The following is a 24,096-nucleotide window of genomic DNA, read 5'->3' as shown; positions in this document are numbered from 1 at the left end:
TACTTATGAATGAAAACAATGTAAAACAGTTAGAAGAAATAGATTCTGAAATAGCAGAGGTTGTGGCCAAAGAAGAAGAAAGACAGAAAGGGACAATAGAATTAATTGCTTCGGAGAACTTTGTTAGTGAAGCTGTATTGGCAGCTATGGGAACTGTTTTGACTAATAAGTATGCTGAAGGATATCCGGATGCTCGGTATTACGGCGGTTGTGGAGTTATAGATGAGGCTGAAAAGCTGGCTATCAGTCGGGCTAAGGAATTATTTGGGGCTGACCATGCCAATGTCCAACCTCACTCTGGTTCTCAGGCCAATGCTGCTGTTTACTTTGCAGTCCTAGAACATGGAGATACAGTTCTGGGTATGGATTTAACCCACGGCGGACATTTAACCCACGGCAGCAAGGTTAACTTTTCTGGTAAGCAGTTTAACTTTGTAAGTTATGGTGTTAACAAAGAGACAGAAAGGATAGATTATGACCAGTTACTTGAATTGGCTAAGGAGCATCAGCCCAAGCTTATTGTTGCTGGAGCCAGTGCCTATCCCCGGGAAATAGATTTTGCTAAGTTCAGAGAGGTAGCTGATGAAGTAGGGGCTTACTTGATGGTTGATATGGCCCATATTGCTGGATTGATTGCTGCTGACCTACATTCTAATCCGGTAGAATATGCTGAATTTGTAACAACTACTACACACAAGACTCTGCGCGGACCAAGAGCAGGTATGATTCTCTGCCAAGAAGAGTTTGCTTCACAGATCGATAAAGCTATATTTCCTGGAATTCAGGGCGGTCCATTGATGCATATTATCGCTGCTAAGGCTGTTGCCTTTAAGGAAGCTCTACGGCCGGAATTTAATGATTATCAGCAGCAGATTATTGATAATGCCCAAGCTTTAGCTGAGGAGATCAAAAGCGGCGGTTATAAGTTAGTATCTAATGGTACAGATAATCATCTATTATTAGTTAATCTAACTGACAAAGAGATTACCGGCCTGGCAGCAGAAGAGGCATTGGATGAAGTAGGTATTACAGTTAACAAGAATACTGTTCCTTTTGAAGAGAGAAGTCCTAAAGTAACTAGCGGCATCAGAATCGGAACCCCGGCAGTAACGACTAGAGGAATGGAAGAAGAAGAGATGAAAAGGATCGGTAGCTTAATTGTTAAAGTTTTAAATAATATAGATGATGAAGAAATAAAAGCAGAAGTAAAAGAGGAAGTCAAAGAATTAACAGCTAAGTTTCCATTACACCAAAAATAGGCTAAGGGGGAAATAAATAATGAGTGAAGTCCATGTTATTGAGCATCCATTAATCCAGCATAAATTAACACATATCCGCGATAAAAGCACAGGATCTAAGATGTTTAGGGAATTAGTTGAAGAAGTTTCTACATTATTAGCTTATGAAGTTACTCGTGATCTTCCTTTATGTGATGTTGAGGTTGAAACGCCGGTAACAAAGACTGAATCTCAGGTTATTGCTGGTAAGAAATTAGGTATAGTACCTATTCTGCGGGCCGGTTTAGGTATGGTAGATGGTATTTTGAAATTAATTCCGGCAGCTAAGGTAGGACATGTTGGTCTTTATCGAGATCCAGATACTTTAGAACCGGTAGAGTATTACTGTAAGATGCCAGCCGATATAGAGAATAGAGAATTGCTTGTAGTCGACCCTATGTTGGCAACCGGCGGTTCAGCTGAAGCTGGAATCCAGTTTGTTAAGGACCGCGGCGGTAAGAATATCAAGTTTGTCTGTTTGATTGCAGCTCCTGAAGGAGTAGAGAGACTGCAGGAAGCACATCCTGATGTGGATATCTATACTCCGGCAATAGATGAAAAGTTAAATGATCATGCCTATATTGTACCTGGTTTAGGCGATGCTGGTGATAGACTCTATGGAACTAAATAGCATAGAAGAACCAGAGGTAGATGATAGACCTAGCTGGGACCAATACTTTATGGAACTTACTTCAGTTGTGGCTAAACGTTCTACTTGCTTGCGAAGAAAGGTAGGGGCTTTGTTGGTGAAGGAAGGAAGAGTTTTGGCTACAGGTTATAACGGTGCGCCCAGCGGTCTAAAACACTGCAGCGAAACCGGCTGTATTAGAGAAGAACGGAATATACCTTCCGGCCAGCGACATGAATTATGCCGCGGACTGCATGCTGAACAGAATGCTATTATTCAGGCTGCTTTACATGGAACTTCTATTGATGGGGCAACTCTTTACTGTACTCATCAGCCCTGTGTAGTCTGTGCTAAGATGATTATTAATGCTGGTATCGATGAGATAATAATTGGCGGCTCTTATCCGGATGAATTATCAGCCTCTATGCTGGAAGAAGCCGGTGTTGGAGTTAAAAGGTTTAATAAATGATATAAGATGGAATTGACAACTGGGTAGAAACTTTATAAAATAAGGGATAGAAGTGTTGATTAGAAAGGATGAAAGCAGTGGAAAGCTATATTCTTTGTTTCTTAATTGCTGTAATTCTTACTTATGTTTCAACTCCGGTAGCTGGCAGGATAGCCCGGCAGGTTGGAGCAGTGGATTATCCTAATACCCGCAGAGTTAATCAGCATCCAGTTGTCAATTTGGGCGGTTTAGCAATCTATGTAGGAGTTATAGCTGCGGTTTTGTTTACAGCTGGTATTAATTCTAAATTATTAGGAATTATAATTAGTAGTACATTAATGCTGGTTATTGGTTTAATTGATGATTTAAGAGGACTATCTCCAACCAGCAAATTTATCTGGCAGATTATAGCTGCTCTATTAGTTACCTCCTTTGGAATTAAGATAGAGTTTATTACTAATCCTTTGGGAGGAGTGTTCTATTTAGGGGCTTTAAGTATTCCGTTTACTGTTTTTTGGTTAGTGGCTATTACCAATACTGTTAATTTAATTGATGGTTTGGACGGTTTAGCAGCAGGAGTATCAACAATTGCTGCTGTAACACTTTTAGTAGTAGCTATTCAGGAAGCCGAGTTATTGGTAATAATATTAACGATTGCTGTAGCTGGAGCCTGTATAGGATTTCTACAGTATAATTTTAATCCGGCCCAGATATTCATGGGGGATACCGGTTCCTTATTTTTGGGATTTTTGTTGGCTGCTATTTCGGCACTGGGAGCATTGAAGAGTGCAGCAGCAGCAACCTTAGTAGTTCCTATTTTAGCTTTAGGTGTTCCGATCTTTGATACAGCCTTTGCTATTATTAGGCGCCGGCAGAAAGGTGAACCTTTATTTCAGGCTGATCGAGGCCATCTACACCACCGATTATTAGAATTAGGTTTAAGCCATAAAGAAACGGTAATAGTAGTTTATTTAATCAGTTTATCTTTGGGATTAGTAGCTATTGCTGTCAATGGTGTTTCGGAGCTCCAAGCCTTTGGAGTGTTGGCTATTCTAGCTGTAATTCTGTTTTATGGTTCCTATAAGTTAGGAGTTATAGAATTAAACTTAGATTCCAGAGAAGAAAATTATAAAAGTATTAACTAACATCAATTAGTTATAAATACCGACTGGTTTATGTTTAAACTAGTCGGTTTTATGCATAATTGGTGTTAAAGTTAATATAATAATTAGTGGAAATCATCTGAGTTAGAGGTGGTGGAAGAGATTAAGAAAGTAGCTATTATATTTGGAACTAGACCGGAAGCAATTAAGATGGCACCAGTGGTCAAAGAATTAAAGCAGAGTCAAAACTTAAATCCAGTTGTTATAACTACCGCTCAACACCGTGAATTATTAGATCAGGTATTAGAATTATTCCAGTTAGAGGTTGATTATGATTTAGATATTATGAAGCCTAAACAGAATTTAAGCCAAATTACTATCAAAATTTTACAGCAATTAAAACCACTGTTTGAGCAGGAGGAACCTGATTTAGTCTTAGTTCATGGCGATACTACAACTACTTTTACCAGTTCATTAGCAGCTTTTTATGCTCAAATTCCAATTGGACATGTTGAAGCTGGATTAAGGACTTATGAGAAGTATGACCCTTTTCCAGAAGAAATGAATCGTCGTTTATGCGGGGTATTAACAGAAATGCACTTTGCTCCTACTGAACAAGCTAAAAACAATCTTTTGCAGGAAGGGATAGATGAATCTCAGGTTTTTATAACAGGGAATACTATTGTGGATGCTCTGTTAGAGATTTATGAGAAAGATTATAGATTTTCTAAAGGAGTTATTAATGATTTAGATTTGCTGAAAGAAAAATTAATATTGGTAACGACTCATCGACGGGAAAATTTAGGTCAGCCTTTAGTTAATATCTGTCGAGCAATAAAAGAACTCGTAGTATCTTACCCGCAAGCAGAAGTTGTTTTTCCCGTACATCCTAATCCCAAGATTAGCAAAATAGTTAAAAATGTTTTATCCGATGTTCCTAATGTTCATTTAATAGAACCGCTAAATTATAAAGAGTTTATTAATTTAATGGTTCGAGCAGATATAATTTTAACTGATTCTGGTGGAATTCAGGAGGAAGCTTCTTCTCTAGGTAAACCGACTTTACTTTTAAGAGAAACTACTGAACGACCTGAGGCTATTGTAAGCGGCAGTGTACAATTAGTGGGGACTAATAAAACTAGGATTGTAAAAGCAGGATTAAACCTTCTTCACGAGCAACCAATAACGTCATCATCTTCTGTGGTTACAGATCTTTACGGTGATGGTCAAGCTGCTGTTAGAATTAGAGAACTCTTAATTACATATTTTAATAACATAAACAAATAATTGGAAATATTTGATTTGTGTTTATTTTTTTGTTATTATAATAATTAGTTATTATTTAATCATAGCTTTAAATCAATAAGAGATATTTAAATGTTAAAATTTATGCTTGACATAGATATTAGTATTTGATATAATGAATCGATAGTAATAGTATATTATTTCTATAAGCAAATAATAGGCTAGATATAATAAATAAAAGCTTATTATACATATAATGTTAGACAGGTAGTCATAAAATTCAAGTGACTATATTAGGAGCTTAAAAATGAAAGAAAATTTTAAAATTTTACAAGCTTTAGCTTTGTTATCTCAGATAGGGATTGTTATTATTATTCCCGTTTTCTTTGGAGTCTGGTGTGGTAATAAACTTGATAAATGGTTTGGTACTGGATGGGTTTTTTTGATCTTAGGTGTTATTCTTGGCGTTCTTTCTGGGATGTGGACTTCCTATAAGTTAATTATAAGTCAGCAAAGTAGTGATTAATAACATAAATAATAAAAAATAAGATAATGAATATATGGGCTAGAATATTTCAGTAGGAAGTGGTAAATATGCAGCTAGTGAAGGCTACCAAAGTTTTTGTAATAAAGTGGGTACTTATAATTGATCTAATTTTGTTAGTCTTAATGGCGGCCTTTTTTGATATGCGGAGTGCATACGGTCTAATAGTGGGTAGTGTAATGAGTATTATTAATTTTCATTTGTTGGCTTTGTCACTAACTAAAGCCGTTAAATATAAGCCCATTAATGCTGGGGCTTATGTTTTTATCAACTATATATTAAGATATATTTTATGGTTTGCTGTATTCTATATTGCTTTAAAGCGTCCAGATGTGAATTTATTGACTACAGTATTAGGGATGCTAACAGTTAAAATAGTTATTACAATTATCAATATTTTTAACTGGTGGCCTGAAGAACAACAGTAATGTGAATTTAAGGAAGGGGGGGATAGAGTAGATGAGTTTTTTTCAGCGTTTTATAGAACGGATGTTTTTAAATCCCGTTAATTCTGATGCTTTTGCTCCTGAAGTGATGTTTAAAATTCCTAATACAGCATTAACTAGAATGTTACATATTGCTAATGCTCCAGTAAAGTCTAGTGTAACTACTACTTGGGTAATTATAATCGCTTTAACTATATTTTCTTGGCTAGCTACGCGAAATTTAAAGGAGCAACCTAAAACAGCTAGCTTGCAGAATGTGGCTGAAACTTTTGTAGAATCAATGCGGGGCTTAGTGGGAACAACAATGGGACCAGAAATGAAGAAATTTACACCATATATTGGTACTTTAATGATTTATCTTACTATAGCTAACTTGGTAGGAATTATTCCTGGTAAGGATTTGTTTCATTTATATACTCCGACAGCAGATTTAAATACTACCGCTGCATTAGGAGCAATTACTTTCGTCAATATCCACTTCTTTGGAATTAAATCTAAAGGAATTACTTCTTATTTCAAAGGATACTTCGAACCACTACCATTTATGTTTCCGCTAAATGTAATTGGATCTCTGGCAGACCCGGTTTCTTTATCCTTTCGTTTATTTGGTAATATGATAGGAAGTGTAGTTATCATGGGACTGCTATATTCAGTAATGGCTGTTATAATTCCGGGGATAGCTAGTATTTACTTTGATGTATTTGCCGGAGTATTACAGGCCTTTATCTTTACTATGTTGACTATGACTTATATTTCAATGGAGATGGAGTAACTTCTCCCTCAAGAAAGGAGGGTATTAAGTGGAGTCACTAGTCAATATTATCACTTTTATGCTAGAATGGTTGCAACAGTTTAGTGCTACAGCTTTAGTTTTAGCTGCTTCAGCAATTGCAGCTGGTTTAGCAATGATTGCTGGTATTGGTCCAGGAGTGGGACAAGGCTTTGCTGCTGGAAAGGGTGCTGAAGCTGTAGGAGATTATAAAGAAAATAATAATAATATCACGTTTGTTATGTTATTAGGAGCAGCAGTAGCTGAGACTTCTGGGATTTTTTCTCTAGTAGTAGCTTTAATTGTGTTGTATGCTAATCCTTTGGTAGGAGTTGAGGGAACAGGTATTGTTTTGGCTGCTTCAGTGCTTGGAGCAGGTTTAGCAATGATTGCTGGCGTTGGCCCGGGTATTGGTCAGGGTTATGCTGCCGGTAAGGGAACAGAGCGTGTAGGACAGCGACCAAAATACCAAGGTTTAGTTGTAAAGGTAATGTTACTAGGTCAGGCTGTTGGACAAACGACAGGGATTTATGCTCTTGTAGTTGCTTTGATTTTATTGTTTGCTAATCCATTACTTAACTTATTATAAGGGGGAGGAAATGTATAATGAGTGATCAAGCTTTAGTTTTAGCTGCTTCAGCAATTGGAGCAGGTTTAGCAATGATTGCTGGTATTGGTGCTGGTATTGGACAGGGATTTGCTGCTGGTAAAGGAGCTGAGGCTGTAGGTAAACAACCTGATGCTCAAGGGTTAATTGTTAGAACTATGTTACTAGGAGCTGCTGTTGCAGAGACTACTGGTATCTACGGTTTAGTAGTTGCATTGATTTTGTTATTTGCTAATCCATTACTTGGCTTATTAGGATAATTAAGTGTAGGACCATTTTTTAAGATAAATTGAAGATGAATGATATTAGCATTATTCATCTTCAATTTTCTTTTGCTTATTACTTTTTATTAAAGTTGATTTTGGAAGGAGGGAAGGTAAATGATTAGTTTGGATGTGACCTTCTTTTTTCAAGTAATTAATTTCATAGCTTTATTTTTGATTCTGCGTCACTTTTTGTTTGAACCGATTACGAACTTTATGAATCAACGAAGTGAGGATATTTCTGACCAAATAGAGGAAGCAGAAAAGAAGGAAGCAAAGGCGGAAGAATTAAAGAGTAAGTATAAGCAAGAATTAAAGGAAGCTAAACAGAAGGCCCAGGAGATAATTGAGGAAGGACGCCGCCGTGGTCAAAGAAAGAAGAATGATATTATCAATGAAGCTAAAGAAGAGGCCAGTAGACAGATTCAAAAGGCGGAAGATGAAATTGAAAGAGCTAAGCAAAAAGCAAGAGAAAAATTAAAGGATGAAGCACTTGATCTTTCAGTTGACATGACTAAGAAAGTAGTGGATCAAATGATTGATAAGGAATTACAGGAACAGACTATCAATAATTATTTAGAAAACCTTGATGAAGATAAGCTGGGTGATCAAGTACAATGAGAAAAAGTGAAATTGCTAAGAGATATTCGCAAGCTTTATTTGAATTAGCAAAAGAAAATGAAAAATTAGAAGAGATATTAAATGAATTTGAAAAATTTATAACTCTTTTAAAACAGAGTGATGAATTGAGAAAAATAATAACTCATGTTGAAATTACTTATGAGCAGAAAAAAGATATTTTAACTGAAATCTTTGCTGAGGAGTTATCAATTAATTTATTTAACTTTATTAAATTATTGATAGATAAAAACCGAGCGAATTTATTAGAAACTATCTACCAGCAATTTAAGGATTCAGTTAATGATGAATTGAATAAGTTAGAAGTAGAAGTAAGATCGCCCATAGAATTGACTACTCAACAGAAAAAGAAGTTGAAAGAAAAGTTAGGAAAAGCATTAGAGAAAAATATTGAGTTACAAATAGAGATTAATCAAGATTTAATAGGCGGTTTAGTATTAAAAATTGGTAATAAAGTAATTGATGGTAGTTTAACAACAGAAATTGAGAATTTAAGTCGTGATTTAAGAAAGTTACAAGTAAGTTAGGGGGGGTAAGATGAATCTTAAGCCTGACGAAATAAGTTCAATAATTAAGAAACGAATAGAAGATTATGATGTTAAATTGGAAACGGAAGATGTTGGAACAGTTTTAAGTGTTGGTGATGGTATTGCTCAAATTCATGGTTTAGAAGAAGCAATGGCTGGAGAATTACTGCAGTTTGCCAGCGGTGTTTATGGTATGGTTTTAAACTTAGAAGAAGATAGTATTGGTTGTGTAATTTTAGGAGACGAAACAAAGATTGAAGAAGGGGATCGAGTTGAACGAACTGGAGAACTAGTTGATGTACCAGTAGGAGAAGATATGATTGGAAGAGTTGTTAATGCTTTAGGAGAACCTATTGATGGAAAGGGGCCAATTAATACTGATAAAAAGCGATCCATAGAATCAGAGGCGCCTAATGTTATTGAGAGAACCCCTGTTGAGGTTCCTCTTCAGACTGGACTTAAAGCGGTTGACTCTTTGGTACCTATTGGTCGTGGTCAGCGAGAATTAATTATTGGTGACCGTCAGACTGGTAAAACATCAATTGGAATAGATACAATCATTAATCAGAAAGATAATGATGTTATTTGTATTTATGTTGCAATTGGACAGAAGGCATCTACAGTAGCTCAGGTAGTAGATAGATTAGAAAATAATCAAGCAATGGATCATACAATTATTGTTGCTGCTAATGCTAGCGATCCAGCACCATTACAGTATATAGCACCTTATGCTGGATGTGCTATGGGTGAAGAATTTATGTATGATGGCAAAGATGTATTAGTTGTTTATGATGATTTATCCAAGCATGCAGTAGCTTATCGTGAAATGTCTTTACTTTTACGCCGTCCACCGGGACGTGAAGCTTATCCAGGTGATGTCTTTTATTTACACTCTCGTCTCTTAGAAAGAGCTGCTAAGTTAAATGACGATATGGGTGGTGGGTCTTTAACTGCATTACCGATTATTGAGACTCAAGCAGGAGACGTTTCTGCTTATATTCCAACAAATGTAATCTCTATCACTGATGGACAGATATATCTTGAAAGTGAATTATTCCATTCTGGTGTAAGACCAGCAATTAATGTTGGTATTTCTGTCTCACGAGTTGGTGGAGATGCTCAGGTAAGTGCCATGAAGGATGTTGCAGGTACGTTACGTTTGGATCTATCTCAGTATCGAGAATTAGAGGCCTTTGCTCAGTTTGGATCTGATCTTGATGAAGCAACACAGCAGAAATTAGCCCGTGGAGATAGAATAATTGAAGTATTAAAACAGCCTGAAAATAATCCAATGGAAGTAGAAAATCAGGTACTGAGTATCTATGCTGTAACTAATGGGTATATGGATGATATTCCAGTTGATGATATTAAAGAATTTGAAGAAGAAATGATAGATTTTATTCATAGCAATTATGCTGAAGTTCCAGAAACTATCAAAGAGACTGAAGAATTAGATGATGAAATAGAAGAAGAATTAATTGCTGCTATTGAAGATTTCAAAGCAATGTTTGTTGATGAAATTGAAAAAGAGTCTGCTTAATTTAAATAGAGTTAAAAAGGAAGCGAATATTTTGTTTAAGCTTAGGTGTTTTAAGGAAGTGAGGTGATTGCTATGGCAACTATGCGCGAGATTCAGCGGCGCATAAATAGTGTTGAAAATACTAAAAAGATAACGCGGGCCATGAATATGGTAGCATCGGCTAAATTACAAAGAGCTCAGGAAAGTGCAACAGCAGCCAAACCTTTCTTTGAAAAGACACGTCAAACTTTATTAGGTGCTTTCAGGAGAATTAGGGAAGATGTTCATCCGCTATTAGAGAAAAGAGATCAAATGAATAGAATTGGGTATATAGTAATTACTGCTGATCGGGGACTGTGTGGGCCTTACAACACTAATGTTACTAGAAAAGTTGATGAGGAAGTTGAAGATAAGAGTGAAGTAGGTATGATTGCAGTCGGTAGAAATGGTAGGAACCACTTTAAGAGAAATGATTTAGAAATATTTTCTGAGTATTTAGACCTTGAAGATAAACCATCAATAGGATTAGCACAGAATATAAGTAATGAGGCTAGTGAATTATATCAGGATGAAGTTTTTGATGAAGTACATCTGATTTATACTCAATTTAATTCTGTGCTTAGTCATGAAGTTAAAAAATTACAGTTGTTACCGGTTGAACCTCAGAAGATAGAAGATAAGGATGAAGAAGAAGGGGAAGAATTAAATGCTGGTTATCTTTATGAACCTTCCCCAGGGGAAGTATTAGATGTAATTCTACCTAAATACTTACGGAACCTAATCTACGGTTCGTTATTAGAAGCAAAAGCAAGTGAATTTGCAGCCCGGATGACTGCTATGGATTCAGCAACTGAAAATGCTAAAGAGATGATTGAAGATCTTACTCGGTCCTTTAACCGAGCAAGGCAGGCTGAGATTACTCAAGAAATTACTGAGATTGCTGCTGGAGCAGAAGCGTTAGATTAATTGTTTGAATGACATGAAGGAGGTATTATGATGAGTGGAAATAAGGAACAGAATATTGGGCAAGTAGTCGAAGTTATTGGTCCAGTAGTTGAATTTGAATTTAGTGCTGATGACTTGCCTGATATTTATGATGCTGTTGAAGTAAAAGATGAGGAACGAGATATAGATGTTACAGTAGAGATTTTACATCAGGTTGGAGATAGCCGAGTTAAAGGTGTAGCAATGTCCTCTACTGATGGTTTAGTTCGTGGGATGGAAGCTGTCAACACAGGTGCTCCTATTTCTGTACCAGTAGGAAAAGACTGTCTAGGTCGAATCTTTAATGTATTAGGAGATACAATTGATCAACAGGGTGAAGTTGATGCTGATGATTATCGCCCAATCCACCAAGATCCACCTGAATTTGAGGAACAGTCAACTTCTACAGAAATCTTTGAAACAGGGATTAAAGTAGTTGATCTCTTAGCCCCATATGTTTCTGGTGGTAAGGTTGGTCTCTTCGGTGGTGCTGGTGTAGGTAAGACTGTTTTAATCATGGAGTTAATTAACCGGATTGCTACTGAGCACGGTGGTTTCTCCGTCTTCTCTGGTGTAGGAGAAAGAACAAGAGAAGGTAATGACTTATGGTTAGAGATGAAAGAATCCGGAGTATTAGACAAGGTGGCCCTAGTTTATGGTCAGATGAATGAGCCGCCTGGAGCAAGAATGCGGGTTGGATTAACCGGCTTAACAATGGCGGAGCACTTCCGTGATGAATTTGGATCGGATGTATTGATGTTTATTGATAATATCTTCCGCTTTATTCAGGCAGGTTCCGAGGTATCTGCTTTACTTGGTAGAATGCCTTCTGCTGTTGGTTATCAACCGACATTAGCAACTGATGTGGGGGCCCTACAGGAGCGGATCACTTCTACTAATAAAGGATCAATTACATCTGTGCAGGCTGTCTATGTACCGGCAGATGACTTGACTGACCCGGCTCCAGCTACTACTTTTGCACACTTGGATGCAACAACAGTATTATCAAGATCATTAACAGAGAAAGGTATCTATCCGGCTGTTGACCCGCTAGATTCAACATCTACAATTCTGGACCCTGGTATTATTGGAGAAAGACATTATAATGTTGCTCGTGAAGTACAGGAGACTTTACAGCGCTATCAGGATTTACAGGATATTATTGCTATTTTAGGTATGGACGAATTATCACCTGAAGATAAATTAACTGTAAATCGGGCTCGTAAGATTGAACGATTTCTATCACAGCCGTTTTTTGTTGCAGAACAGTTTACGGGTATTCCTGGTGAATATGTGCCGCTTAGTGAAACAATTAAAGGATTTGAAGAAATCTTGGATGGAAAGCATGATGATATTCCAGAGGAAGCCTTTTACATGGCGGGCGGCATAGAGGATGTATTAGAAAAGGCTAAAGAGTTAGAAGGAAGTGAATAAGATGGCGAATACCGTTCAGGTTGACATCTTAACTTCTGAGCGCACTGTTTATAGCGATGAAGTAGAGATGGTTATTGTTCCTACTATAGATGGAAATTTAGGTTTTTTGCCTAATCATTCCCCATTAATTACTGGTTTGCAGATAGGCCAGATTAGAATTAAAAAAGATGGAGAAGAGATAGAATTAGCTACTAGCGGTGGCTTTATAGAAGTGAAGCCGGATCAGATAAATATTTTAGCTGATACAGCAGAATTTCCCGAAGAGATTGATATAGAGCGAGCTAAAAGGGCTAAAAAACGGGCTAAAGAGCGCCTGCAGAAAAGCGATGAAGCCAGAATAAATGAAACTAGAGCTGAATCCGCGTTGCAGCGTGCTATTAATAGAATTGATGTAGTTCAAGGGGAGTAAGGGAGAAATCTCTTATTCTCCTTTTTTGTATTCTATAATATTAATTTACATATTATATATTTAGGTTAGGGGGTATTCTACAGTGGGACCAAAAGATGAAGAAATACAGAAAGAAGCAATTTCAAATCAGGATAAGAATGAATTAGAACAGACAGTTTCTGCCGGTATCCACGGCGGTTTTGAGTTAAAGAAGGGTGAAAAAAGACGGTTTTTAGGTGAGTTTAAAGAGCGGGTAATTAAGGCTTTAACTTTTGGTCAGATTATAGAACCAGGAGTTTATCCAGAAATATTAGAGGCAATTAAAGATTTAGAAGCTGAAAAGTTGATTATTAACCGACAGATTGATATGCAAGCAGCCAAAGAATATATTGATTTAGCCCGTGAAAATGGACTCTCTTTTAAGAAGGTAGAATCAGATGATTTCAAAGGAGATATTGGTTTAGTAGTAGTTAGCGATAAAGCAGTAAATAATGATGAGATAAGAGTACCTGATAAAAAAGAAAAATTTAAAGAGTTAAACCTGCCGCTGGAGTTGCTGGATAAGGCCGGTGAAAAGATCTGTACGGAATGTTATGAAGAGATAGCTGATAAAGCACCGGAAGAGTTAATTAATTTCAAAAAGATGGGCTGGATTGATAAATTATTTGGGACTTCTTGTTTCTGTAAAGAATAACCAAATGACGAATTTAACTTTGAAGCAGGACATTAGAACTAAAACGCGAACTAAAGTATAGTAGATAAATGGTGATTCGGAGGGGAGATTATCTAGTGCGTAGATTAATAGCTGAAGCAACAGATTATTTAGAAGGAAATATAAGTGTCAGTGGAGCCAAGAATGCAGCTTTACCGATTATAACTGCTGCTTTATTGGGGGAGGGTGGCAGTAAGTTAAGTAGAATACCTGACTTAAAAGATGTCAATAATTTAATTAATATCCTGTCCAATCTAGGAGCTGAAGTTAATTTCACTGATAGTGAATTAGAGCTTAATACAGATGGAATTGATAAATACAGTACAGATAGTGATTTAGCCAGAAAGATGCGTGCTTCCTATTATACTTTAGGAGCTTTATTAGGCCGTTATGGACAGGCCTGTACTGTTTTACCAGGGGGCTGTGAGATCGGAGATCGGCCTATTGACTTACATCTAAAAGGATTTTCTGCTTTAGGAGCAGATGTTGAACTGGACCATGGGCTAGTAAAACTGGAGGCTGATAGATTAAAAGGGACTGAAATCTATCTCGATTATCCTAGTGTAGGAGCAACAATAAATATTATGTTGGCAGCTGTTCTGGCTGATGGAGAAACAGTAATAGAGAATGTTGCTAGAGAACCGGAGATAATAGATTTAGCTAATTATTTAAATATTATGGGAGCTGAGATTACTGGAGCAGGAACTGATATAATCAAGATTACAGGGGTTAATAGTTTGAACGGTACAGATTATACTATTATTCCTGATCGCATTGAAGCAGGAACCTATATGATGACAGTAGCAGCAGTAGGTGGAGATGTTGTAATTAAGAATGTGTTAGTAGAACATGTACGTCCTCTAATAGCTAAGTTAAAAGAGATGGGAGTAGAGATAATTGAGGGGATTGATCAGGTGCGGGTTAAATCAGAAGGGTGTTTGTCCGGGACAGATATTAAGACTATGCCTTATCCGGGCTTTCCGACTGATATGCAGGCCCAATTTATGGCTTTATTGACTCAAGCAACCCAGGAGAATCTAGTAATTGAAACAGTCTTCGAAAGAAGATTCGGCCATGTTGATGAATTAAGAAGAATGGGGGCTCAGATTAAGGTAGACGGTAGAAGCGCAGTAGTTGCTAGAACAGATCTGGAAGGTGCCCAAGTTAAAGCTACAGATTTGCGGGCTGGAGCAGCATTGATTATTGCTGGTCTAACAGCTGGAGGACAGACTGAAATTCAGAACATATATCATATTGAACGCGGTTATGAAGATATTACTGATAAATTAAAAGGAATTGGAGCTAATATTGAGTTGGTTGAAGAATATAATTGTCTCTCTTAACATAGAAGTTTAGTGAGTTCTAATTTAGGGGGGAATTGGAATAAAGAGACTGATCTTAGTTACTATAATTTTGAATCTGTTTTTAATTCTGTTATTGCCAACAGGAGTGGTTATAGGCAGTAGGCTAATGCCTGATTTCGAAAGTGAAAAGATTACAGTTAAATTAACGATGGAAAATGGTCGAATAATAGAATTGGAGTTAGAAGAATATATTAAAGGAGTGGTAGCCGCAGAAATGCCGGCTGAGTTTGAGTTAGAAGCATTGAAAGCTCAGGCTGTAGCAGCAAGAAGTTATATCTTATCCCGCCTACAGGGGACAGAAAAGAAGGAAGTTGCTATTACAACAGATATTAATATGGATCAGGCCTGGATTAGTAAAGAAGAGTTGCTTAAGGAGTGGGGAAATTTAGAATACTGGTTTAAGATATCTGAAGCCGTTGAGTCTACAAAGGGAATATTCTTAACCTATAACGGTAAAATAGTAACAGCAGTTTATCACTCTGCCAGCGGCAGTATAACAGCGGCAGCCAGAAATGTCTGGGGTAGAAAAGTGCCTTATCTACAGCCGGTAAGCAGTAATTATGAAGAGCAGTCGCCTTATAATCATTTTGTGCAGAAATATTCATTTAGAGAATTTGCTCGTAAAGTAGATAGTGGGATATCTTCAGTAAACGATATAGATATTTTAGCTAGAAGCCCCAGTCGTCGAGTGTTAAAGCTTCAGGTTGGATCTCAAATTATGACTGGTCGGGAGTTGAGAAAGAGATTAGGCTTAAAATCAACTAATTTTAGGTATCAGATAAAAGATAACTATATTAAGTTTATTACTACTGGAAATGGTCATGGAGTAGGAATGAGCCAGTATGGAGCCCATGGAATGGCTAAAGAAGGATATAATTATCTGGAAATTTTAAAACATTACTATTCAGGAGTAAGTGTTAAAAAATTAAATCATTAATAAAAAATAGAATTCAAGTAAATAAGTGTATATTTATCTCGCCTCTGGAGATACTAATTGATGGAGGTGAGATAGATGTCTGATGATATAAATAATGAAGAGAAGGGAAAAAAAGATAACCAAACTGATAATCAGAGAGAAAAGAATAGGTTTCCTTTCTCAATTAAAAAGGACAAAGAGGATATTAAACTAAAGTTAAAAGAGAGTATTGATAAACTGGCTGATAAATTCTCCTGGAAGCAGTTTATAACTAGGCTTGTAACTAACAAAAAGTTTTTAGTTGGATTGGCAGTGGTAATTTTAGCCGGAATTATCTTGATACCTCAATTAAATGATTTAACATCCCAGTCTGAACCGCCTGCTTCTGAAGCTGATCGATCACAAGATGAGGTTGTAACTTACGAACATATTCCAGCTGATCAGGAAATTAAAGGAGATGAACAGAAACAGCCAACAATAGCAGAAGAGAAACAAGAATCAGATTTAAAAACAGAGGTTGAAGCTAATAAAGAAGAAAGTGAAAAAGAGAATAGAGAAGAATTGAGTGAAGAGAAAGCTGAGAGTGAACCTGTAGTACAACAGGCAAATATAAAGCCTAAGTTCAATCTGCCGGTTAAAGGGGCTGAAGTAAGCCGCTCTTATGGCTGGAGTAAACATCCGATGCTCGAAGATTGGCGATACCATCAAGGAGTTGATTTGCAAACAGCCCAAGGAACTCCAATTAGAGCTGCTACTGCCGGTAAGATAGCTAAAATTAAGGAAGATGACTATTTAGGTTTAGTTTTAATTATCGAACATAAGAGTGGACATCAGACTATCTACGGACATGCCCAAGAATTTAATTTAAAGGAAGGCCAGCAAGTCAATAGAGGTCAAACTATAGGGAAAGTAGGAACTTCAGGTTTAGTTATGGAGCCTACTCTCCATTTTGGTATCATAAAAGACGGGGAATCGGTAGATCCGACCGAACATCTTAATCTATAATTTCACATTTGAATCATTTAGCAGAGAGGTGATAATTCATCTCTCTGCTTTTTTGTATAGTCCCTCCTAATTTTAAACATATTTTATAAAAATATACATATATATTTATTAAGAATAGGTAGGAGGGACAAAACCAATGAAAGATTATATTTACCAGAGGGTATTAGAAGTAAGTAATTACATATATGAAACTAGAGCGACCGTTCGACAGGCAGCAAAAGTATTTGGAGTAAGTAAGAGTACAATCCATAAAGATGCAACAGAAAGATTACAGAAGATTGATAAGAGACTAGCTGAGAAAGTAAAGAAGGTATTAGAATATAATAAAGCCGAACGGCATATTCGAGGCGGGCAGGCTACTAAAGAGAAGTATTTATCGGAGAAGAATAATGATTAATTATTGTTTTTGCTATTAAACAGGAAATTCAAATTATGTCTAGAATAAGAGAATAAGGAAAGCAGAAGTATGTAGATTAAAAGTGAGGTGGAATTATGCTGAGAGGACTTTATACTGCCGCTTCTGGAATGAATGCATCATTGAAGAGAACCAATATAATTACTAATAATTTAGCTAACTCTACTACTCCCGGTTATAAAAAGGACCAGACAGTAAATAAGTCTTTTTCTGAAATGTTATTAAGAAGAATGCCGGATAAAGAAGTTATTGGTACAGCCGGTTTAGGAGCTAAAGTAGATGAAACAGTAACTGATTTTAGTGCTGGTAGTGTACATAAGACTGATAATCCATTTGATTGGGCAATTGAAGGTGAAGGTTTCTTTGCTGTTCAGACGCCGGAAGGTATTCGCTATACTAGAAGCGGAGACTTTACTTTAAATCAGGATGGACAAGTAGTTACTCAAAATGGTAATTTTGTTTTAGGCCAAGCTGGACCTTTGGAAGTAGTTGGTGAGCAGGTTAATGTTGATAATCAGAATAATTTAGTTGTTGATGGACAGGTAGTGGATCAAGTTAGAGTAGTGACTTTTGCTGAAAATGATGGATTAGTTAAAGAAGGAGATGATCTATACCGGGCTACTCCGGATGTAGGTAATCAATTTATGGCTACTGGCAAGATTAATCAAGGCTATCTTGAGTCATCAAATGTAAATGTAGTTGAATCAATGACCAATATGATTGAAGCAACTCGTCACTATGAGTCAAACCAGCGGGTAGTAAAAGCTTATGATCAGAGTCTGGATAAGACAGTTAATTCTGTAGGTAGATTATAATTATAGGCTGGACTTAGAAGATAAGAAGCCTGAGCCGCGGAGTGATAGAAGCGGTTCTATAATCTATGGGATGCACTTATTTGCAAGGAGGTTATGTGCTAATGATTAGATCCTTATGGACGGCAGCAACAGGAATGAAAGCCCAGCAGTTGAATATAGATACTATTTCTAATAACTTAGCCAATGTAAATACAAATGGATTCAAGAAGAGTAGAGTAAATTTTCAGGATTTAATGTACCAATCACTGCGGGAAGCAGGAACTCCCAATAATCAGGGGTCACAGGTGCCGGCAGGAATAGAAGTAGGTCACGGTGTACGTCCGGCTGCTACTCAGAAGTTATTTGCTCAAGGCAGCTTTCAACAGACCGGAAATCCGCTTGATATGGCTATTGAAGGAGACGGCTTCTTTCAGGTGGTAAGGCCGAATGGACAGGTAGGCTATACGCGCGACGGTTCATTTAAACGGGACAGCAATGGACGAATAGTTACCTCAGATGGTTATCCTCTTGCGTCTGATATTACAATTCCGGAAGATACAACTGATGTGAGTATCACTGCTGAAGGTAGAGTAATGGTTAAGCAACCGGGGAATGAAGAGGTAACAGAAGTAGGCCAGATTGAGCTATCCCGCTTTTCCAATCCGGCTGGATTGAAGAGTATTGGCCGGAATTTATTTGCTGAAACTCCTGCTTCAGGAGGGCCAACTGTTGGTGTACCGGCAGAAGACGGTTTTGGAACTATCTCACAGGGCTATTTAGAGAAGGGAAATGTTAAAGTTGTTGAGGAGATGACGAATATGATTGCTGCGCAGCGGGCTTATGAAGTGAATTCTAAAGCTATTAAAGCTTCAGACCAGATGCTACAGCAGGCTAATAATCTAAAAAGATAGAGTGAGTTGATATAGAATGGTTAATTGGAGACAGCTGTCACAATTAAGGCTGGTTCTGTTATTATTAATTCTTTTATTAATGACTAGTTGTGCAGCTGCTGCTCAAAGTAAAATTGGATTTAAAATTGATCATGAAGTAAAAGCAGCAGGCCAAAAACTACAGTTAGGAGAAATAGCGGAGATTGAAGCACCGAAAAAATTCAAACAAAAGATGGAGACTATCAATTTAGGCCAGTCTCCTTTACCTGGCTATACCCGCGTGTTAAAGCGGGATTATATTCTTTCTGCGCTGGAAAGAGCCGGATTTAATTTAAGCAGAATTACTTATCAGATTCCTAAACAGATTAGAGTAACTACTCCCCATCAAGTACTGGATACAGATCGGTTAACAGAGAAGGTTCGAAATTATATTCAACAGAATTTATCTGCTGAAGCCGAAGATATTGAGATTGAGCTCCAAAATCTGGATAGAGAAGTGCGGCTTCCTGTTGGTGGAGTTGAATTACAGATCGGTAATCTCAATACCAAAAGAATATTAGGCCGGACAGCAGTTCCGGTTAATATCTATGTTGACGGTAAATTAGCTAAAAAGAAGTATATTCAGGCCCAGGTGACTGCTTACCAGAGGGTGTTAGTTGCTCAAGAATCAATTAAACGCCGCCAGAGTTTAGCAGAGAACCAGTTTAAGTGGGAGAAGAGGCCACTGGTAAAGCTACATAGTCAGCCTTTTACGGATGTGGACTCTATTCAGAATTATCGATTGGAACGAAGTATCAATACTGGACAGATTTTAACAAGAAATTTAATTGAAATTCCTCCGCTAGTTAAGCGGCGGGATAGAGTAAAGATTATAGCTGTAGTGGGTAGAGTTAGAGTCAGTACAGCAGGAGTTGCTTTAGAGTCAGGAACCGAAGGAGAGCATATTAAGGTTAGAAATATAAAGAGCAACCGGGAGATAATGGCTAAAGTAATCGGCAAGAAGACTGTAAAGGTAATTCTGTAAAAATTTATAAATCTTTGAGGTGTTAATTTATGAAGCATACTGTTGTTAGATTTTTTTTGGTGATCGGATTAATATCTATTTTATCTTTAGCTGCTAACCCTTTATTAGCAGCTTCATTATATGAAGATAGTAACTCTCCCTATGGAGAACATAAGGCTGCAGAAGCTGGAGATATATTGACAGTTATGATTAGTGAGAGTTCAACAGCTGACCAACAGGCTAGTACTGAAACAGGACAGAGTAATGAAGTAAATGTAGGACCTGGTGCTGGTGAATTGGATTTTGTTAAATTATTCCGATTAAATCAGGAGGATAGCTCTTCAGCTGACGGCAGTACTAGTCAAAGCGGTAGTCTAACTGCTCAGATGACTGTTCAGGTTACAGAAGTTTTACCCAACGGTAATTTAAAGATTGAAGGTACCAAAGAGATTACTGTTAATGCTGAAATGCAGAAGATTGAAGTAGAAGGAATTGTCAGACCGGAAGATATTACTATCAGTAATACTGTTAATTCAACTAAGATAGCCAATAGTAAGATTAAATATGTAGGAGAGGGAGCCATCGGAGATAGACAGGAGCCGGGCTTATTAACTAAAGTATTGAATGTCTTTTTCTAGATTAATTACTTATTTTTGATGAGGTGGCATAGTATGTATATAAAGCGAACCTTTATTATTCTGGCTATAACTTTAAGCTTCAGTTTGATATTGAGTCTGCCGCTGTTGGCCCAGGAAGATAATACATTTCAGGACCCTATGGTGCGGATAAAGGATATTACTAGAGTACAGGGCGTGAGAAGTAATCAACTATCCGGTTATGGGTTAGTAGTTGGATTAAATGGAACCGGTGATGGCGGAGGTTCAGCAGCTACTGTGCGATCAATAGCCAATATGCTGCAGAATTTTGGGGTTAATGTTAATCCCAGCCAGGTTGAATCTGAGAATATAGCAGCAGTGATGGTTACAGCTGAGTTACCTCCTTTTGGCAGAGTAGGAGATAGAATTGATATAAATGTTGCCTCTATTGGAGATGCCGATAGCCTACAGGGAGGAACTCTATTGATGACGCCGCTATTAGGTCCTAATCAACAGCAGGTTTATGCTTTAGCCCAGGGACCTGTTTCTATTGGCGGTTTTAATACCGAACAGGGAGGAAGTTCAGTCCGAAAGAACCATGCTACAGTAGGCCAAGTTCCAGATGGTGCTACGATAGAAGAAGGTGTTGAGACTGACTTTTCTGATCAGCAGCAGGTTACATTTTTACTGGATGAGCCTGATTTTGCTACTGCCCAGCGAATTGCGGATGTAATCAATCAGCGGTATGGCTATGATAGCGAGGGCAATAATGCTGCTCAGGCTGTAGATCCTGGTCGAATTAAAGTATCAGTTCCTGATCGAATGGAAGATAGGTTAGTAAGCTTTGTAGCCCAGGTGAATAGATTATCGGTTAGGCCGGATAAGAAGGCTAAAGTAGTAGTTAATGAACGGACAGGAACCATAGTAATGGGCCATAACGTCCGAATTTCTACTGTTTCGGTAGCCCATGGTAACTTAACAGTTACTATCTCTTCTGAAGAAGAGGTCTCCCAACCGCCTCCATTTTCAGAAGGAGAGACGGAAACAACAGAGGAGACTGAAATTGAGGCTGAAGAAGAGGAGAATAGATTGATAGTACTGCCTAAAGGCTCAAGTATTTCAGATGTTGTTAAGGCTTTAAATGGAGTAGGTGCTACACCACGAGATACAATAGCTATTCTACAAGCAATTAAAGCACAGGGTGCTCTACATGCTAAGTTGGAAACTATGTAATAAGCAGGTGATTTAAATGAAGATTAACAGTACTCAAAGAATGGAGATGTTGACTGAAAGATCTAGGCTTAAGCAGAATCAGCGTAAGCAGAGTGAGTTCAAAGAAAAATTAAGTAAGCTACAGCAGCAGAGCTCAAAAGATGAGCAGGAGAATAAGGAATTAAAGAAGGCAACCCAGAAGTTTTCCAGTGTCTTTGTTGGTTTAATGTTAAAGGAAATGCGGAAGACTATACCTGAATCAGGTTATTTAGACGGCGGGTTAAAAGAAGATATATTTAAAGATATGCTGGATCGTAAGTATGCTGAAGAAATTGCTGATTCTAAACAGTTACATTTAACAGATAAACTTTATCAACAGTTAAGCCAAAAGACAGAGTAAGGATTTATGTTTAGGTTAAGGGCTTCTGTAGTTAAACAGAAGGGAAGGGATTTAAGTGCGCAAGTACGGTAGTCTGATGTTAGTGATAGCATTCTGTGTTTTATTATTTACACCGGTAATGGCTGTGGATGATTCTGGGCCACGGGAGATTCTGCCGGTAAATAAGATTGAAACAGGAATGTCCGGAGTTGGCAAGACGGTAATTTCGGGTACAGAAGTAGAAGAATTTAACGTAGAAGTTTTGGGAGTTTTGAAAAAGCAGGGAGTTAATCGCGATTTAATTTTGATTGAGGTTAGTGGAGATGTAATTGATAAAACAGGCGGAATTGCAGCTGGTATGAGTGGCAGTCCAATTTATATTGATGGAAAGTTGATTGGAGCAATTGGTTACGGTTGGCAGTTGACTGAGCATAAGGTAGGTATGGTAACACCGATTGAGGATATGCTTGATCTGTGGCAGTTGGATGAGATTGAAGAAGGCACGACTGCTGGTTTATCAGAGCCGATAAAAATAAACGGGAAATCAGTGGAGCAGGTATCTTTTGTAGAAGATAAGTCCAGTGTCAAACAAGATAATTCTTTAACTGCTTATCCAGTAAAGACTCCGCTGCTGGTTAGCGGTTTGGATAAAGAGGCTGTAGATTACTTGAGTGAAGAGTTATCTGCTTATGATTTAAAGCCGGTGCAGAGTACAGCTGCAGCAGACATGTCGAAAGGAAAAGAGGATAAATTAGTTCCGGGAAGCGCAATTGCAGTACAGTTGGCTAGAGGAGATGTTGATATTTCAGCAGTTGGAACTTTAACTTATAGAGAAGGAGATAGAGTTTTAGGTTTTGGACACCAGTTTATGGGCTTAGGTGATAGTAATTACTTCCTTTCTTCGGCCTATATTCATCATATGATTAAGAGTATGAAGATGCCTTTTAAGCTGGGTAGCCCACTAAATTCAAAAGGAATTATAACTCAGGATCGGTCAGCAGGGGTAGGAGGCAGAATAGGCCAATCACCTAAAGTTGTACCTCTAGAGGTAGACGTTACAGATAGAGATTTAAATAAAGAGCAGAAGATCAATGCTCAAATAATTAGGAATGAGGAACTCTTCCAATCACTGGCCAGTTCAGTTATTTATCAGGCAATTAATAGTACTATTGACCGTCGCGGCGGCGGTACTGCTGAAGTAGAAATGGAAATTATGGCTAATAATTTAGAAGAAAAGATTATCGAGCGGAAGAATATTTTCTATAGCCGCAGAGATGTAGCTTCAGTAGCATTAAGGGACTTTTCTCAAGCATTAATGTTGATTACCCAGAATCCATTCCAGAAGATAAATCTGATCGATATAAATTTAGATGTAGATATCAAAGAAAAGCCTCAGGTTGCTTTAATTAGAGAACTTAATGTATTAACTGATAAACTTGAACCAGGCAAAGAAGTAGAGTTAGAAGTTACATTCCAGCCTTATCGTGAAGAAGTACTGGTTAAAAATTATAGTTTTACTCTGCCTGAAGATATAGAATCAGGTATAGCCAGTATGGAATTAGTCGGCGGCTTAGAAGCAAACTTTACTGCTGAACAACAGCAGGAGGCTAAACCAGAGGAGAAGAAGTATGGTTATGGCAAGAATGAAACCTTCAGAAACTTAGAAGAAGTAATAACTGCTTTTAAAGAACAGAAGATTAACAGCGATTTAGTAGTTAGAATTTATCCCAGTTATAATAATCATAAAGCAGTACCGGTTAATCAGAACAATGATGAAAATAGAGCTGAGAACAAAAATGAGACTGGTTCTGAAGGAGCTGACCTTGAAGCTATGGGCATGTTAGCAGAGGAGACATTTAAGACTGATTATATTCTGGAAGGCAGAGTGAATACTGAAATAGAGGTAGAATCAAACTCCAAAGAGAATAACGATGATACCAAGGAATAATTAGGTTTATCATAAAGCAGCAGTCTATTCTATTGATAGAA

28 protein-coding genes are annotated in these 24,096 nt (G+C 37.5%); all 28 read left to right on the top strand.

Going from position 1 to position 24,096, the window contains the following annotated elements; translation table 11 throughout:
* The first annotated feature begins 5 nt into the window (after positions 1 to 5).
* The 28 genes from acear_RS11320 (at position 6) to acear_RS11185 (ending at position 24,055) form a co-directional block, all read left to right on the top strand.
* A complete protein-coding gene (locus acear_RS11320; protein WP_013279157.1) occupies positions 6 to 1,259 on the top strand; it encodes a serine hydroxymethyltransferase in 1,254 nt (417 codons plus the stop codon).
* Positions 1,260 to 1,278: 19 nt separating this feature from the next.
* Positions 1,279 to 1,908, top strand: a complete 630-nt coding sequence (upp, locus tag acear_RS11315; protein WP_013279156.1) for a uracil phosphoribosyltransferase — start codon at positions 1,279 to 1,281, stop codon at positions 1,906 to 1,908.
* Positions 1,895 to 2,374, top strand: coding sequence for a deoxycytidylate deaminase (locus acear_RS11310; protein ID WP_013279155.1), 480 nt, complete (start codon positions 1,895 to 1,897; stop codon positions 2,372 to 2,374). Before upp ends, acear_RS11310 begins: the two co-directional genes overlap by 14 nt.
* Before the next feature lie 77 nt (positions 2,375 to 2,451).
* Positions 2,452 to 3,498 (top strand): glycosyltransferase family 4 protein, encoded by a 1,047-nt coding sequence (locus acear_RS11305; RefSeq protein WP_013279154.1) that lies wholly within the window; start codon positions 2,452 to 2,454, stop codon positions 3,496 to 3,498.
* A gap of 111 nt (positions 3,499 to 3,609) precedes the next feature.
* Entirely contained in the window at positions 3,610 to 4,743 is a 1,134-nt protein-coding gene (gene wecB, locus acear_RS11300) for a non-hydrolyzing UDP-N-acetylglucosamine 2-epimerase (RefSeq protein WP_041667385.1), read from the top strand.
* A 265-nt stretch (positions 4,744 to 5,008) separates the two neighbouring features.
* Positions 5,009 to 5,227, top strand: coding sequence for an AtpZ/AtpI family protein (locus tag acear_RS11295; protein WP_013279152.1), 219 nt, complete (start codon positions 5,009 to 5,011; stop codon positions 5,225 to 5,227).
* A 68-nt stretch (positions 5,228 to 5,295) separates the two neighbouring features.
* Positions 5,296 to 5,673 carry an ATP synthase subunit I gene (locus acear_RS11290; RefSeq protein WP_013279151.1) on the top strand — a complete coding sequence of 126 codons (378 nt, stop codon included), beginning with the start codon at positions 5,296 to 5,298 and terminating at the stop codon, positions 5,671 to 5,673.
* A gap of 31 nt (positions 5,674 to 5,704) precedes the next feature.
* Positions 5,705 to 6,463, top strand: coding sequence for a F0F1 ATP synthase subunit A (gene atpB, locus acear_RS11285; protein ID WP_013279150.1), 759 nt, complete (start codon positions 5,705 to 5,707; stop codon positions 6,461 to 6,463).
* A 58-nt stretch (positions 6,464 to 6,521) separates the two neighbouring features.
* Complete coding sequence (gene atpE / locus acear_RS11280; protein WP_148217769.1) at positions 6,522 to 7,049, top strand: ATP synthase F0 subunit C; 528 nt, start codon at positions 6,522 to 6,524, stop codon at positions 7,047 to 7,049.
* 17 nt (positions 7,050 to 7,066) lie between these two features.
* Positions 7,067 to 7,327 carry an ATP synthase F0 subunit C gene (gene atpE, locus acear_RS11275; RefSeq protein WP_013279148.1) on the top strand — a complete coding sequence of 87 codons (261 nt, stop codon included), beginning with the start codon at positions 7,067 to 7,069 and terminating at the stop codon, positions 7,325 to 7,327.
* Positions 7,328 to 7,447: 120 nt separating this feature from the next.
* Positions 7,448 to 7,951, top strand: a complete 504-nt coding sequence (gene atpF / locus acear_RS11270; RefSeq protein ID WP_013279147.1) for a F0F1 ATP synthase subunit B — start codon at positions 7,448 to 7,450, stop codon at positions 7,949 to 7,951.
* Positions 7,948 to 8,496 (top strand): ATP synthase F1 subunit delta, encoded by a 549-nt coding sequence (gene atpH, locus acear_RS11265; RefSeq protein WP_013279146.1) that lies wholly within the window; start codon positions 7,948 to 7,950, stop codon positions 8,494 to 8,496. The genes atpF and atpH overlap by 4 nt, the downstream gene beginning before the upstream one ends.
* A gap of 10 nt (positions 8,497 to 8,506) precedes the next feature.
* On the top strand, positions 8,507 to 10,036 hold the full coding sequence (gene atpA, locus acear_RS11260) for a F0F1 ATP synthase subunit alpha (protein WP_013279145.1): 1,530 nt from the start codon (positions 8,507 to 8,509) through the stop codon (positions 10,034 to 10,036).
* A gap of 72 nt (positions 10,037 to 10,108) precedes the next feature.
* Positions 10,109 to 10,981, top strand: coding sequence for an ATP synthase F1 subunit gamma (atpG, locus tag acear_RS11255; RefSeq protein ID WP_013279144.1), 873 nt, complete (start codon positions 10,109 to 10,111; stop codon positions 10,979 to 10,981).
* A 30-nt stretch (positions 10,982 to 11,011) separates the two neighbouring features.
* A complete protein-coding gene (atpD, locus tag acear_RS11250; RefSeq protein WP_013279143.1) occupies positions 11,012 to 12,433 on the top strand; it encodes a F0F1 ATP synthase subunit beta in 1,422 nt (473 codons plus the stop codon).
* 1 nt (position 12,434) lies between these two features.
* The gene (locus acear_RS11245; protein WP_013279142.1) at positions 12,435 to 12,842 is read left to right on the top strand and encodes a F0F1 ATP synthase subunit epsilon; all 408 of its coding nucleotides are present in this window, start codon (positions 12,435 to 12,437) and stop codon (positions 12,840 to 12,842) included.
* A gap of 82 nt (positions 12,843 to 12,924) precedes the next feature.
* Complete coding sequence (locus tag acear_RS11240) at positions 12,925 to 13,515, top strand: YueI family protein (protein WP_013279141.1); 591 nt, start codon at positions 12,925 to 12,927, stop codon at positions 13,513 to 13,515.
* 95 nt (positions 13,516 to 13,610) lie between these two features.
* Positions 13,611 to 14,876, top strand: coding sequence for a UDP-N-acetylglucosamine 1-carboxyvinyltransferase (locus tag acear_RS11235; RefSeq protein WP_013279140.1), 1,266 nt, complete (start codon positions 13,611 to 13,613; stop codon positions 14,874 to 14,876).
* 127 nt (positions 14,877 to 15,003) lie between these two features.
* The gene (spoIID, locus tag acear_RS11230) at positions 15,004 to 15,834 is read left to right on the top strand and encodes a stage II sporulation protein D (RefSeq protein ID WP_245526687.1); all 831 of its coding nucleotides are present in this window, start codon (positions 15,004 to 15,006) and stop codon (positions 15,832 to 15,834) included.
* 75 nt (positions 15,835 to 15,909) lie between these two features.
* Positions 15,910 to 16,818 (top strand): M23 family metallopeptidase, encoded by a 909-nt coding sequence (locus tag acear_RS11225; protein ID WP_013279138.1) that lies wholly within the window; start codon positions 15,910 to 15,912, stop codon positions 16,816 to 16,818.
* 136 nt (positions 16,819 to 16,954) lie between these two features.
* Positions 16,955 to 17,215, top strand: a complete 261-nt coding sequence (gene spoIIID / locus acear_RS11220; RefSeq protein ID WP_013279137.1) for a sporulation transcriptional regulator SpoIIID — start codon at positions 16,955 to 16,957, stop codon at positions 17,213 to 17,215.
* 95 nt (positions 17,216 to 17,310) lie between these two features.
* The gene (flgF, locus tag acear_RS11215) at positions 17,311 to 18,048 is read left to right on the top strand and encodes a flagellar basal-body rod protein FlgF (RefSeq protein WP_013279136.1); all 738 of its coding nucleotides are present in this window, start codon (positions 17,311 to 17,313) and stop codon (positions 18,046 to 18,048) included.
* Between the two features lie 101 nt (positions 18,049 to 18,149).
* On the top strand, positions 18,150 to 18,938 hold the full coding sequence (flgG, locus tag acear_RS11210; RefSeq protein WP_013279135.1) for a flagellar basal-body rod protein FlgG: 789 nt from the start codon (positions 18,150 to 18,152) through the stop codon (positions 18,936 to 18,938).
* A gap of 16 nt (positions 18,939 to 18,954) precedes the next feature.
* Positions 18,955 to 19,941, top strand: coding sequence for a flagellar basal body P-ring formation chaperone FlgA (gene flgA, locus acear_RS12235; protein ID WP_013279134.1), 987 nt, complete (start codon positions 18,955 to 18,957; stop codon positions 19,939 to 19,941).
* A gap of 29 nt (positions 19,942 to 19,970) precedes the next feature.
* Positions 19,971 to 20,558 (top strand): flagellar basal body L-ring protein FlgH, encoded by a 588-nt coding sequence (locus tag acear_RS11200; protein ID WP_013279133.1) that lies wholly within the window; start codon positions 19,971 to 19,973, stop codon positions 20,556 to 20,558.
* 33 nt (positions 20,559 to 20,591) lie between these two features.
* Positions 20,592 to 21,749: a flagellar basal body P-ring protein FlgI gene (locus acear_RS11195; protein ID WP_013279132.1), complete on the top strand. Its 1,158-nt coding sequence runs from the start codon at positions 20,592 to 20,594 to the stop codon at positions 21,747 to 21,749.
* A 16-nt stretch (positions 21,750 to 21,765) separates the two neighbouring features.
* Positions 21,766 to 22,128: a rod-binding protein gene (locus acear_RS11190; RefSeq protein ID WP_013279131.1), complete on the top strand. Its 363-nt coding sequence runs from the start codon at positions 21,766 to 21,768 to the stop codon at positions 22,126 to 22,128.
* Positions 22,129 to 22,183: 55 nt separating this feature from the next.
* On the top strand, positions 22,184 to 24,055 hold the full coding sequence (locus tag acear_RS11185) for a SpoIVB peptidase S55 domain-containing protein (RefSeq protein WP_013279130.1): 1,872 nt from the start codon (positions 22,184 to 22,186) through the stop codon (positions 24,053 to 24,055).
* Positions 24,056 to 24,096 lie beyond the last annotated feature (41 nt).

The sequence above is a fragment of the Acetohalobium arabaticum DSM 5501 genome (assembly GCF_000144695.1).
In the GTDB taxonomy this organism is placed as follows: Bacteria; Bacillota; Halanaerobiia; order Halobacteroidales; family Acetohalobiaceae; genus Acetohalobium; species Acetohalobium arabaticum.
This window is presented reverse-complemented; position numbering and strand designations above follow the sequence as displayed.

Bases quoted from the DNA above. Each gene is read 5' to 3' on its own strand.
- acear_RS11320 (WP_013279157.1), top strand. From the start codon at position 6: ATGAATGAAAACAATGTAAAACAGTTAGAAGAAATAGATTCTGAAATA.
- upp (WP_013279156.1), top strand. From the start codon at position 1,279: ATGAGTGAAGTCCATGTTATTGAGCATCCATTAATCCAGCATAAATTA.
- acear_RS11310 (WP_013279155.1), top strand. From the start codon at position 1,895: ATGGAACTAAATAGCATAGAAGAACCAGAGGTAGATGATAGACCTAGC.
- acear_RS11295 (WP_013279152.1), top strand. From the start codon at position 5,009: ATGAAAGAAAATTTTAAAATTTTACAAGCTTTAGCTTTGTTATCTCAG.
- acear_RS11290 (WP_013279151.1), top strand. From the start codon at position 5,296: ATGCAGCTAGTGAAGGCTACCAAAGTTTTTGTAATAAAGTGGGTACTT.
- atpB (WP_013279150.1), top strand. From the start codon at position 5,705: ATGAGTTTTTTTCAGCGTTTTATAGAACGGATGTTTTTAAATCCCGTT.
- atpE (WP_148217769.1), top strand. From the start codon at position 6,522: ATGCTAGAATGGTTGCAACAGTTTAGTGCTACAGCTTTAGTTTTAGCT.
- atpE (WP_013279148.1), top strand. From the start codon at position 7,067: ATGAGTGATCAAGCTTTAGTTTTAGCTGCTTCAGCAATTGGAGCAGGT.
- atpF (WP_013279147.1), top strand. From the start codon at position 7,448: ATGATTAGTTTGGATGTGACCTTCTTTTTTCAAGTAATTAATTTCATA.
- atpH (WP_013279146.1), top strand. From the start codon at position 7,948: ATGAGAAAAAGTGAAATTGCTAAGAGATATTCGCAAGCTTTATTTGAA.
- atpA (WP_013279145.1), top strand. From the start codon at position 8,507: ATGAATCTTAAGCCTGACGAAATAAGTTCAATAATTAAGAAACGAATA.
- atpG (WP_013279144.1), top strand. From the start codon at position 10,109: ATGGCAACTATGCGCGAGATTCAGCGGCGCATAAATAGTGTTGAAAAT.
- atpD (WP_013279143.1), top strand. From the start codon at position 11,012: ATGAGTGGAAATAAGGAACAGAATATTGGGCAAGTAGTCGAAGTTATT.
- acear_RS11245 (WP_013279142.1), top strand. From the start codon at position 12,435: ATGGCGAATACCGTTCAGGTTGACATCTTAACTTCTGAGCGCACTGTT.
- spoIID (WP_245526687.1), top strand. From the start codon at position 15,004: ATGCCTGATTTCGAAAGTGAAAAGATTACAGTTAAATTAACGATGGAA.
- acear_RS11225 (WP_013279138.1), top strand. From the start codon at position 15,910: ATGTCTGATGATATAAATAATGAAGAGAAGGGAAAAAAAGATAACCAA.
- spoIIID (WP_013279137.1), top strand. From the start codon at position 16,955: ATGAAAGATTATATTTACCAGAGGGTATTAGAAGTAAGTAATTACATA.
- flgF (WP_013279136.1), top strand. From the start codon at position 17,311: ATGCTGAGAGGACTTTATACTGCCGCTTCTGGAATGAATGCATCATTG.
- flgG (WP_013279135.1), top strand. From the start codon at position 18,150: ATGATTAGATCCTTATGGACGGCAGCAACAGGAATGAAAGCCCAGCAG.
- flgA (WP_013279134.1), top strand. From the start codon at position 18,955: ATGGTTAATTGGAGACAGCTGTCACAATTAAGGCTGGTTCTGTTATTA.
- acear_RS11200 (WP_013279133.1), top strand. From the start codon at position 19,971: ATGAAGCATACTGTTGTTAGATTTTTTTTGGTGATCGGATTAATATCT.
- acear_RS11195 (WP_013279132.1), top strand. From the start codon at position 20,592: ATGTATATAAAGCGAACCTTTATTATTCTGGCTATAACTTTAAGCTTC.
- acear_RS11190 (WP_013279131.1), top strand. From the start codon at position 21,766: ATGAAGATTAACAGTACTCAAAGAATGGAGATGTTGACTGAAAGATCT.